Here is an 11,317-nt window from a genome sequence, read left to right as displayed (position 1 = left end):
CCTTGGCTATTGGAGCGAGCGCTCCATCTATGTATTCAGACAGACTTCGGGATGTCAAGGGCGGTTCAGGGCCTGATCAGCTCGAATTCGGTCGGCGCGGCCGCAGGCCCGCGGCCTCGCAGTCCCAGCTGTCGGCGGTCACGCCGAGCTCGCGCAGGCGGTACTTCTGCACCCGCATGCTCGGCGTCTTAGGCAACTCGGCGGCGAAGCGGATGTAGCGCGGGACCATGTAGTAGGGCAGCCGCTCCACGCAGAAGTCGAAGAGCTCGCGCGGTTCCACCGGCTCGCTCGTCGTCGCCACGAGCATCACGTCGTGCTCGCCGAGCGGTGACGGGACGCCGATCGCGGCCGCCTCCACCACGCCCGGAAAGGTCGCCGCGGTCGATTCGATCTCCCAGGCCGATATGTTCTCCCCGCGGCGGCGGATCGAATCGGTCTTGCGTTCCACGAACGCGAGGTAGCCGTCCGGACGCCGCTGCACGAGGTCGCCGGTGTGGTACCAGAGGTCGCGCGTCACCGCCATGGTCTCCCGGTCGCGCCCTAGATAGCCGGACATCATCGAGGCCGGCTCCCGCGGCCGCACCACGAGTTCCCCCTCGTCCGCCTGCGCGCCATGCCCGTCGACGACCGCGACCTCATAGTGCGGCGAAGGCAGCCCGATCGCGCCGGGCTCGACGGCGTCGTAGGGCTGGACGACGGTCAGGCCCTGCTCGGTCGATCCGTAGCCGCACAGGATCCGCACCCCGAACCGGTCCTCGAACTCCCGGCCGAAACCGGCCGGCCAGGGGATGCTCCACACCACCCGGACGCGGTGCGCGCGGTCGTGCTCGTCCGGCGGCCGCTGGTGCAGCAGCGGCGTCATCGAGCCGAACGACCAGACGTGCGTGGCGCCCAGCTCGGCCATCCGCCGCCAGAAGCCGCGGGGCGAGAAGCGGGTGTCGACGATCGCCTGTCCGCGGTGGACGAGGGCGAGCTGCACGTTCACCGCCTGCGCGGTGATGTGGTAGAGCGGCAGCGGGGTGTAGAGCACGTCGCCCGGACCGAATCTCACCGCCCGCCCGGTGTCGTCGGCCCAGCACATGAAGTAGCCGTGCGGGCAGACGACGCCCTTGGCCGGTCCGGTCGTACCGGAGGTGTACATGACCGCGATCGGGTCCGCCGGGGTCAGCTTCGCCGGCGCGACCGGGTCGGCGCCGGCCACCTCGTCCCACGCCACGTGTCCGTGGCCCGGTTCTCGACCCGGCTCCGTCCCCCCGACCACCACGATGGTCTTCAGCGGCAGCGTCGGCAGCAGCGGCCGGACGACCGGCAGGAGGTCCGCCGCGACGATGAGCACGGTCGCGCGGCAGTCGGAGAGCACGTGGTGCAGCAGCGGTCCGCTCAGGTTCGTGTTGACCGGTACCTCCACCGCACCGAGCACGGCCGTGCCGAACCAGGCCAGCACCGCCTCCTCCCGGTTGGGCAGCATGACCGCCACCGGATCGCCCCGGGCGACGCCGAGCCGCGCGAGCCCGCCGCCGACCCGCAGCGCGGCGTCCGCGATCTCGCCGGTCGACCGGCGCGGCCCGGCGCCGACGGTGAGGAGCGGTGCGTCCGGTGCCTCCTCGGCCCGGCCGAGCAGCAGGTCCGGAAGCACGCGCTCGTGCAGCGGTACCGTGCGGCGCTCAGCCATGCCGGCCCTCCAGCGGGCCGGCGGCGCGGGTCAGCGCGCCGCGACCCCGTTGATCACCAGGTCGGCGAAGTAGTCGGCGATCTCCGCGCTGGTGCGCTCGCCGCCCGGCCTGAACCACTGGTAGCTCCAGTTGGTGAGGCCGAGGATGCCCAGCCGGGTCAGCCGGACGTCCAGGTCCGCGCGCAGCTCCCCGGCCTCGATCCCATCCGAAATGATCTTGTCGACCAGCGCATCGACCTGGTCGCGCTCCCGCTGGATGTCCTTGCGGGCCTCCTCGGGCAACGCGTGCTCCTCGCGCAGGAACACGGTGACCTCGGCCTGATGTGTCTCCACCACACCGAGGACCACGTGGATGAGGCCGCGCAACTGGTCGGTCGGTGCGGGCTTGGACTCGATCACCGCCGTCAGCCGGTCGATCAGGTCGAGGCTGAACGCGTGGTGCAGCTCGTAGAGCAGTTGACCCTTGGACTGGACGTGGTGGTAGAGGGAACTCTGCCCCACCGCCGCACGCTCGCCGATCTCGCGCACGGACGTCGCGGCGTAGCCCTGCTCCATGAACAGCTGAGCCGCGACCCCGAGGATCCGGGCCTTGACATCTCCACCCTTGGCCATATTTGCTCCAGTTCATCACGGTTCGGCCCGTTCCAGCAGAAGAGTGCAGTGGACCGCGAGCATGCCGCCGATCCCGGTGACCAGTCCCCGACGCGCGTCGGCGACCTGGGCCAGACCGGCCTCATGACGCAGCTGTTTCACGGCTTCTGTAATGTGGAACGCACCGTTGCCGGAGTATGACAATAGACCGCCGTGCGTGTTGATCGGGATCGATCGATATCCGGGCTGACTCCCGTCCGGACCACTCAGCGCCATATGCCGGCCGGCGACGTACGGACCACCTCCGCCCTTCTCGACAAGCCCCAGGTCCTCGACGGCGGCGAGCACGATCACGCTGAAGGCGTCGTAGATTTCGGCGAAGTCGAGTTCGGCCGGTCCGAACCCGGCCGCGTCGTAGGCCCGCCGACTCGCCGGACCGAAGCCGAAGCGGGTCAGGTCACCGCTCTGGAACGGGTAGTAGTAGTCGCTGTGCTGCGACGAGCCGACCACCTCGGCGCGCGGCTTCGCCGCGGCCCTGTCGTCGTCGACCGGTCCGACGACGACCGCGCCCGCGGAGTCGGACACCAGCGCGCAGTCGGCGGCGACCAGCGGCGTCGCCACCGGGCGGGCGCCGAGGACGTCGTCGACGGTCAGCGGGGCGGTGCGCTCGGCGCCGGGACGCAGCAGGGCGTGCTCGCGCTGGATCACCGGAATCATCGCCAGCTGCTCGCGGGTGGTGCCGTACTCGTACATGTGCCGGTGGGCGATGAGCGCGAGATTGGCCGGGATCAGCGGGCCGTACGGCAGCTCGTAGTCCGGATGGCCGACCTCGCCGATCATCGCGGCGATCGCGGCGTCCATCGTCCGCCAGCCGGTCTTGCGGTCGTCACCGAAGATCACCAGGACCCGGCGGGCCCGGCCGGTCTCGATCGCGGCGGCCGCGTTGGCCACCCCCACGAACGGCGCGGCGCCGCCGACGTGCGCCGAGTCGATGTAGCCGACCGTGAGCCCGAGGTACTCGGCGACCGCGGCGGAGAGCACCATCTTGGGCTCCGTCAGCGAGTACCCGACGACCAGGCCGTCGATGTCGTCCTTCGTGAGCCCGGCGTCGTCGAGGGCCCGCTTCGCCGCGAGCGCGTGCAACTGCATCGAGCCCGTGCCCTTGGGCGGATGGGTGACCTCGCCGATACCGAGAACTGCGGCACGGGTCATCGGACGGCCTCCTTGTTCGAGGTGGTGCGGTCCAGGACGCCGGGGTGCAACCCCTCTTCGCGGAGCACGAACTTCTGCACGCGTTCGGTGGGGGTCTTCGGCAGGGACGCGCGGATTTCCAGGTAGCGGGGGACCATGAACGCGGGCAGTTCGGCGTCGCAGTAGGCCCAGAGCTCGTCCGCGCCGAGTGACTCGCTGGGCAGGGGGACGACCGCGAGCTTGACCTCCTCCTCGCCGTGCGCCGACGGGACGCCGACCGCGGCCGACTCCAGCACCCGCGGGTGCACGTCGACCACCCGCTCGATCTCGAACGAGGAGATGTTCTCGCCGCGGCGGCGAATGGCGTCCTTGCGCCGGTCGACGAAGAACAGGTGGCCGTCGGAGTCGAGGTATCCCATGTCGCCGGTGTGGTACCACAGGTCGCGCATCACCTTCGCGGTCAGCTCGGGCTGCTTGTAGTAGCCGCGCATCATCGCGTCCGGGTGCTTCGGCCGGGTCAGGATCTCGCCCTTGACACCGGGGCCTACGATCTTGCCCTCGTCATCGGCCACCGCCACCTCGTACTCCGGGACGGGCCGGCCGCTCGATCCGGCGCGCACCTCGCCCGGCGTGCTGTAGCAGACGACGCTGCTCTCGCTGGTGCCGAAGCAGGGCAGCAGTGTCAGTCCGAACCGGGTCTCGAAGCCCGGATAGAGATCGTCCGGGATCGGCACCCCCAGTGCCCTGGTCACCGGGTTGTCGCGGTCATCGGACCGCGGGGGCTGCTTCCACAGGAATGAGAGCACGCCGCCGGTGAAGTTGAACAGCGTCACGCCGTGCTCCCGGCAGTCGTCCCAGAAGCGGGAGGCCGAGAAACCGGCCGCGATGGCCACCGCGGAGCCGGTCAGCAGCGCGGGCATGACCCCGAGGAACTGCGACATCGCGTGGTAGAGCGGCGGGAAGAGCAGGTTGACGTCGTCCGGGCCGACGTTCATGTAGCGCCGGTAGTTCAATCCCCAGTGGACGGCGCATCTGTGGCTCTCCATGACGCCTTTGGGAAAGCCGGTGGTCCCGCTCGTGTAGAGGATCGCGAGGAGGTCGTCGGGGGCCGGCCCGTCCTCCGGAGGTTCACCGGCGAGCGCGTCGAAGTCCAGAAGGGACACACCGGGTACGCCTGTGTCGCCGGCGTCGACGGCCACGATCCGCTCGACCGCGCCGAGCCGGCCGCCGAGAGCCGCGAACCGGTCCAGATAGCCGCCGTTGACGATCGCGACCGTGGCGTCGCTGTGGACGACCGGGTATTCCAGGCTGGCGCCGCGGAAAGCCGGGTTCACCGGCACCTCCACCGCACCGATGCGGGCGAGTGCGAACAGGGCGAGCAGGAACGGCACACCGTTGGGCAGCATCATCGCCACGTGGTCACCGCGGCTCACGCCTATCGCGGCGAGGCCGCCGGCGATCCGCTCCGACGCGGAGTGCACCCGCTCGTACGACCAGCGCTCGCCGCCCGGGGCGACCACGAACGTCCGGTCCGGGTCGGCCTCGGCTTGCATCCGGAGCAGGCCGCTGACGGTGGCGGCCAGCGCGACCTCTTCGTCGACGATCATGCATGCTCCTCCTGGATCAAGGACCACATCTGGGGCGATCCCGTGCTCCGGGTCACCTCACCGGCGGACAGCAGCAACACGAGATGGGCCAGGACCTCGCCGAGGGCGGCCCGTTTGAGATTGGGCACCAGCGACTCCCACGGGCGCGACCAGGTCAGGTCCTGCGCGAGATCCCAGGCCGTGCGCGGGCCGGGGACCAGTAGGGCCTTCACCTCCGACAGCCGCTCGTCGTGGTGCCGGATCAGCTCCTTGGCCCGCGCGGCCGGCCCGGTGAACGGCCACTCGTGCGCCGGCAGCACGAGCCCGGCCGCCGGATCGAGCCGGGCCACCCGGTCGAGGGACGCGAGGAAATCACCGAGCGGGTTCTCCCCGGACATCGGGTGCCATCCCACGTTCGGCGATATCCGGGGAAGCAGGTGGTCACCGCCGAAGAGCAGCCGCCGATCCGGGTCGTGCAGGCAGATGTGACCCGGCGTGTGCCCCGGGGTGTGGACGACGGTCAGCCGGCCGGTGCCGGGCAGCCGGTCGCCGTCGAGCGGATGGACGTCGGGCCGGGCGAGCAGAATCCGGCGCACCACCTCGTCGCCCGCGTCGGCGAGTTCGGGGTGCTCATCGACGCTCGCGCCGGCCGCCCGCAGCCAGGTCTCGTTGGTGCGCACCATCGCCTCGACCGCCGCCGCGTCCGAGCCGAAGAACCGCGCGTCGGCCTCGTGCAGGGCGACCCAGGCACCGGATTCGGCCCGGACCCGGCCGGCCAGCCCGTGGTGGTCGGGGTGGAAGTGAGTGGAGACGACGCCGCGCACGTCGCCGACCGCGGCGCCGAGCGTCGCGAGCCCGGCCGAGAGCGCCTCGTAGGTCGCGTCGCCGTCCCAGCCCGGATCGAGGAGCACCAGCCCGCCGGGGGCCTCCAGCGCGTAGCAGACCGTGTAGCGCAGCGGGTTGTCGGGAATCGGCACGGGCACCGCCCAGACATCCGGTGCGACCTGGCGGACCGCCATGCGCTCCGCGAGCGGCGGCTTATCCACGGCCGCTCCAGACTCCATGGCCGCTCCAGACGGTCGCGACGGCGGCGAGCCCGCGCGCGGTGCGCACCTCGACCTCGGCGGCACCGTCCTTGGTCGTCCTTACCCGCGCCTCGATGGTGTCCCCGACCGCCGCCGGCGCCACCATCCGGAGGTCGCGGCGCCGTACCGAGCGAACGCCGAGGTGCCGGCACGCCAGCCGGTCGGCCAGCCCCTGGAAGAACATCGTGTTGAGGTACGCCGCCGCCACACCCTGCGACCTGGCGTAGGCGTCGTCGTAGTGGCCCGGGAAGAAGTCGCCGGACGCCGCCACATTGTGCGCGCACAGTTCCCGGGTCACGGCGAGGGTGAACACCGGTTCGCCCTGCGGGGCCGGCGCGGGCGGCGTCGGCGCAGTGATCCGCGGTGAGTCGCTGCCGTAGCGGAACATCACGTTGGTGTGGTCGGCGGCCAACTCATCGTCCGTCCGGAACCGGGCACGGGTGGTGAGGAAATGGCCGGTGCCCAGGCGGGTCTTCTTCTCCGGCGACACCGACACGACGTCCTCCTCGAGCATGACCTCGTCGCCGGTGCCGATCTCGCGGTGGAAGACCGTGCTGGTGCTGACGTTGATCAGCGTGTCGCCGGGAAGCGGGATCCTGGCCCAGATGGGGGTGGTCGGCGCGTCCGGGCGCCACGGCAGCGGCAACGTGTAGGTGAGCAGCAGCCCCGGCGGCACCGGCTGCCGCGCCGCCGGCGTCCAGTAGCGGGGATCGTCGTCGCGGACCAGGGCGGCGAACGATTCCACCTGGCTGTGCCCGACCCGCCGGGTGCCGGGCCTCGGCGGTTCACAGCGGCCGACCCAGGCCAGTCCTTCCGCGATCTGGCCCCGTTGAAGAGCGAGCAGTTCCAGCAGCAGACTGTCGGTCATGAAGCCCCCACCGTCAGGCCCTTCCGGACCGCCGCCGCGGTGAGGGAGAGCGCATCGAGCCGGCGGCGGCCGGTGTCGAGGTCGCGCCAGGACAGGTCGACCGTGAACCGGGTGACGCCGTGCGAGGCATAGCCGGTGAGCAGGTCGCGCAGCTCGGGCGTACCCAGGGCACCGGACGGCGCGGCGATCCGCAGGCCGAGTTCCAAGGCGGCGGGATCCCGTCCGGCACGGAGGCATTCGCGGCGCAGGCGGGCCACCATGGCGCCCAACTCGTCGACCGGGAGTCCGGCGAGCGGCACCGCGCCGAGCCAGCCGTCCCCGAGCCGGGCCGCCCGGCGCAGCGCCGCCGGGCTGTTACCGCCGACGAATATGGGCACCGTCCCGTTGACCGGGGTGGGCCGGCAGTGCACGCCACGGGGCATGCTCACGTCGCCGTAGCGTCCCGGCGGGGGCTCCCCGGTCCAGCAGGCGCGCAGCAAAGCGATCGCGGCATCGGTCCGGGCACCCCGGCCGTCGTACGGCACGCCGAGCGCGGTGAACTCCTCGGCCAGCCATCCGGCGCCGGCGCCGAGCCGCAACCGACCGCCGGCGAGCCGGTCGATCGTGGCGAGCTGCTTGGCCAGCAGCACCGGCTGCCGCTGCGGAAGTACGCAGACCGCCGCGCCCAGCTCCACATCGCGGGTGCGTGCGGCAAGATAGGCGAGCGTCGCGATCGCCTCGTACCAGGGCGTGTCGGGGGGAAATCCGTAACCGCCGTCGTCGGTATAGGGGTAGCGCGAGCCCGTGCCGTCGACCAGCACAACATGGTCGCTGACCCAGATGCCGTCGAAGCCCGCGTCAGCGACCGCGTCGACCAGCGCGTCCAAGCCGAACTCGAGCGGCCCGCCATAGTGCGGTAGCTGGATGCCGAACCGGAGCACGGATCAGCCCTTCACCGGGAACTCGGTGGCGAGGAACCAGTCGATCGCCTTGGTCAAGTTGGGCTCGTCCTCCCGTACCCGGTCGGCCTCCTGGCTCTCGAACGCGGCACGCACCGCCTCGACGTCGTCGAACCACAACTCCGCGGCACCGTCGTACGGCCACTCCCTGCGCCCTCCCATGTCCAGCGCCGGGTTCTGCACGTACCGGCGCAGGCCGGGCAGCGCGGCGACGAGGTTCGCATGGTGTTCCTGCCAGTGAGCCCGGAAAGCGTCCTGCGTCAGCCCGTCCCTCTTGCGAACGAACGCCACGATCTTCACCATGGAGGGCCTCCGAATCTCTGAAGCGAGCGCTCCACCCACGGCCCACCATGCCGGATACCCAGCGCTTTCGTCAACGCCTCACTTCACACAAGCTCGGCACGCCTCTCCGCCTCCGAGCACAGAAACCACCGGGAAGGGGGCCCTTAGCCATCAATCGGGAAGTCAAGGAGCCAGACCGTCCCAGGCTCATCTGCACCAGGCGGGGTCCCGGCGAGGACGGCGGCGCCATCGCCGCCGTGAATGTCGATGTGCTGTTCGCAGCAAAGACCTTTGAACCGAGGGGAGCCGACCGGGGAGCCACCGTCATCAGCCTCGCCCAGTCTTGCCGCTACTTCCCCGGATGTTTCTCCAGGTAGAAGGCTCCCCGATCGACTCGGATCGACCTTGATCGACTGGTCGGCCGTGCCTGGGGGTCAAGGAGTCCTGACAGCCGTCAAGAGGTCCTGACGTTGCTCAGCTCGGCGCGTCGCATGCACAAGGTCTGCCGCCCGCATCATCAGGGGCGACAAAGTCACGACTTGTGCGCTGGTCAACAGGCACCGTCCGTATGAGCGAACACCAGGTCGCGGTCGCGGTGGGCGGCCCCGGCGGTGAAAGTGTCCGCAGCCCGGATGACCCAGGCTGCGGGGAGGCGCTTGCACGTCGGGCAGGCAGGGCCTCCGGCCTCGTCGCCTCGACGGGCACGGTCGGCGCCTGCTTCGACAACGCGGTGCTCGAAGCGTTCTGGTGCCGCTGCAGGTCGAGCTCCTCCCCCGGCGTCGCCTCGCCCACCAACGAACCCGATTTCGCCGAACGGTGGCGCACCAGTGCGCACGGCACCACGATCGCAGCGCCCACCTACTACGCCGCCGAATCGCGTCCGGCCTCAGCCCGGACGATACGTGCCGCCCCGCGAACTCACCGGGCGCGGCACCGTCTTCGCCCTGCGCGTGCGCGGTGACTCGATGATCGACGCCGCGATCTGGAGTCCACCGGGTTCGGTGAAGCCCGGCCTACTTGGCGCCATTTGGCGTTGGTGTGTTGATGGAACGGTAGTCGGCGGTCTCGTACTCGACGGGTGGGACATCGCCGATGGCGGTGTGCAGCCGGCGGTGGTTGTACCAGCCGACCTCGACGACCTGTTCAACCACGACATACACGGCGACCCCCACGTCGAGGCCGAGGCCACCCGGGGCATCTACCACCGCCCTGCGGCCGCCTCGGAGCAGGCGGCACCACCCGCTGGAAAAGCTCCCACAACTCCTCTGGCACCAGCCGCTCGACCATCTCCACCCGCTGACTACCGCTTCAAATCTAAATGACATGAGATCTTAGATTACGCGCATGCACCGGCGCCGCAGGTTTACCTGCGGGAAGGTGCACAAGCGCTTCTCTGGGGGGACCATGGTGGATAACCCGTCGTTCACCCAGGTGCAGAGGTTTTTGGCCAAAATTCTCCGGCAGTTCCCGTAGCCGGCGAAGGGCATGCGTTTCATCAAGAGTGTGCGGGTGCCATTTCGGCGTGTTGAAGAGCGGTGTTCTCGGCTCTGATGCGGGTCCTGAGGAGGCCCAGGTTCACGATGGTGAAGAGCAGGGCGGTGAGCCAGCAGGTGTGCACCAGCGGAAGGGCGATGCCCTCGGCGACGACCGCGACGTAGTTGGGGTGGCGCAGGCGGCGGTAGGGGCCCCTGTCCACCAGCGGCAGGGACGGAACGATGATCACCCGGGTGTTCCACCGCTTGCCGAGCGTGGCGATGCACCACCAGCGCAGCCCCTGCGCCAGGACGGCCACGCCCAGCATCGACCAGCCGAGGACCGGGATGAAGGGACGGTCGAGCAGCCACGCTTCCAGCAACGCGCCGCCCAGCAGGCCGACCTGGGCGGCGACGATCCACGGGTAATGCCGGCGCCCGTACTCCACACCGCGCCTGCTCCTGGCCCAGGCCTCATTACGACGCGCGACGATGAGTTCGGCGATCCGTTCGGCTCCGACGAGGGCTATGAGCAGCGTGAACGCGATCACGGGTTCACCAGCGCAGCAGAAGCAGCTCGGCGGAGAACCCCGGTCCGAGCGCTGTCAGCAGCCCTGTCTCGCCCTCCGGCGGGCGCCGCCGTTCGATCGTCTCCTGCAGCACGTTGAGCACCGAGACCGACGACAGATTGCCGACGCTGTGCAGGGAGTCCCAGGTCAGGTCGAGCTCGCCCTGGTCGAGTGCGAAGGCCTCGGCGATCTTCTCGATCACCTTCGGCCCGCCGGGGTGGCAGACCCACGAGGACACCTCGCCGGCGGACAAACCGTGCTCGCCGAGGAAAGCCGCCACGTCCTCGGCCAGCGTCGCCTCCACGTGGTCGACCAGGTCGGCGGCCAGGACGATGCGGAAGCCGTGCTCGCCCACGTCCCATCCCATGAGCCTCGCGGTGTCGGGATACAGCTTGCTGCGGGTCGCGACGATCCGCGGCCCCCAGCGGCCCGGCCCCGGCCCGTCGGTCCCCCGGTCGCCGCCGACCGCCACGACGGCCGCGGCGCCGTCCCCGAACAGGCCACTGGCCACCAGGTTCGCCAGCGAGTCGTCATCGCGCTGCGCCGTCAGCGAGCACAACTCCACGCAGACCAGGACCGCCACCTGGTCCGGCCACGCGCGCAGATAGTCGTACAGCCGCGACAGCCCCGCGGCGCCGGCCGCGCACCCCAGGCCGAAGATCGGGACCCGCTTGACGTCGTCCCGCATGCCCAGGCGCTGGACCAGGGCGGCGTCCAGCGAGGGAGTGGCGACGCCGGTCGAGGAGCAGAAGACCAGCTGATCGACCTGCGACGCGCCGACCCCGGACGCCTCCAGCGCTCCCCGGACGGCCCGCTCCCCCAGCGACAGCGCCGTATCGACGTAGGTGTCGTTCGCGGTGGTGAAACCCTCGAGATTCGCGTACTTCTCGATCGGCAGCGCCAGGTACCTGCCCATCACCTGGGTAGCGGCGTGGAACCGCTCCACCACCCGCCGATCAGCCCCTGTCGCCCCGACCACGGCCTCGGTGATCCGATGCTGGTCGTAGTGATGTTCCGGCAAGACGGTCTGCACAGCCGCTACGCGCATAACTCCCCCTAAGCC

Annotated in this window: 11 protein-coding genes and 1 pseudogene; all 12 read right to left on the bottom strand. The window is 70.4% G+C overall.

Going from position 1 to position 11,317, the window contains the following annotated elements; genetic code table 11:
* Positions 1-76: 76 nt before the first annotated feature.
* On the bottom strand, positions 77-1,672 hold the full coding sequence (locus tag E1266_RS13075; protein ID WP_132046619.1) for an AMP-binding protein: 1,596 nt from the start codon (positions 1,670-1,672) through the stop codon (positions 77-79).
* Between the two features lie 30 nt (positions 1,673-1,702).
* Positions 1,703-2,284: a TetR/AcrR family transcriptional regulator gene (locus E1266_RS13070; protein ID WP_132046618.1), complete on the bottom strand. Its 582-nt coding sequence runs from the start codon at positions 2,282-2,284 to the stop codon at positions 1,703-1,705.
* 15 nt (positions 2,285-2,299) lie between these two features.
* Positions 2,300-3,475: a thiolase family protein gene (locus tag E1266_RS13065; protein WP_132046617.1), complete on the bottom strand. Its 1,176-nt coding sequence runs from the start codon at positions 3,473-3,475 to the stop codon at positions 2,300-2,302.
* Positions 3,472-5,061: an AMP-binding protein gene (locus tag E1266_RS13060; protein WP_132046616.1), complete on the bottom strand. Its 1,590-nt coding sequence runs from the start codon at positions 5,059-5,061 to the stop codon at positions 3,472-3,474. Before E1266_RS13060 ends, E1266_RS13065 begins: the two co-directional genes overlap by 4 nt.
* On the bottom strand, positions 5,058-6,086 hold the full coding sequence (locus tag E1266_RS13055) for an MBL fold metallo-hydrolase (protein WP_165966066.1): 1,029 nt from the start codon (positions 6,084-6,086) through the stop codon (positions 5,058-5,060). Before E1266_RS13055 ends, E1266_RS13060 begins: the two co-directional genes overlap by 4 nt.
* Positions 6,079-6,993, bottom strand: coding sequence for a MaoC family dehydratase N-terminal domain-containing protein (locus E1266_RS13050; RefSeq protein WP_132046614.1), 915 nt, complete (start codon positions 6,991-6,993; stop codon positions 6,079-6,081). Before E1266_RS13050 ends, E1266_RS13055 begins: the two co-directional genes overlap by 8 nt.
* The gene (locus E1266_RS13045; RefSeq protein ID WP_132046613.1) at positions 6,990-7,913 is read right to left on the bottom strand and encodes an LLM class F420-dependent oxidoreductase; all 924 of its coding nucleotides are present in this window, start codon (positions 7,911-7,913) and stop codon (positions 6,990-6,992) included. The genes E1266_RS13050 and E1266_RS13045 overlap by 4 nt, the downstream gene beginning before the upstream one ends.
* A gap of 3 nt (positions 7,914-7,916) precedes the next feature.
* A complete protein-coding gene (locus tag E1266_RS13040) occupies positions 7,917-8,234 on the bottom strand; it encodes an EthD family reductase (RefSeq protein WP_132046612.1) in 318 nt (105 codons plus the stop codon).
* Between the two features lie 992 nt (positions 8,235-9,226).
* Complete coding sequence (locus tag E1266_RS37965) at positions 9,227-9,373, bottom strand: hypothetical protein (RefSeq protein WP_165966065.1); 147 nt, start codon at positions 9,371-9,373, stop codon at positions 9,227-9,229.
* 40 nt (positions 9,374-9,413) lie between these two features.
* Positions 9,414-9,506: pseudogene (locus E1266_RS13030) on the bottom strand (IS5/IS1182 family transposase); the annotation flags it as partial.
* A gap of 202 nt (positions 9,507-9,708) precedes the next feature.
* Complete coding sequence (locus E1266_RS13025; protein ID WP_132046611.1) at positions 9,709-10,236, bottom strand: isoprenylcysteine carboxylmethyltransferase family protein; 528 nt, start codon at positions 10,234-10,236, stop codon at positions 9,709-9,711.
* 4 nt (positions 10,237-10,240) lie between these two features.
* Positions 10,241-11,302 (bottom strand): 3-oxoacyl-[acyl-carrier-protein] synthase III C-terminal domain-containing protein, encoded by a 1,062-nt coding sequence (locus E1266_RS13020; protein WP_132046610.1) that lies wholly within the window; start codon positions 11,300-11,302, stop codon positions 10,241-10,243.
* Positions 11,303-11,317 lie beyond the last annotated feature (15 nt).

The sequence above is a fragment of the Actinomadura sp. 7K534 genome (assembly GCF_004348575.1).
In the GTDB taxonomy this organism is placed as follows: Bacteria; Actinomycetota; Actinomycetes; order Streptosporangiales; family Streptosporangiaceae; genus Spirillospora; species Spirillospora livida.
The sequence above is the reverse complement of the archived record's forward strand: the minus strand, read 5'-3'. Positions and strand labels throughout refer to the sequence as shown.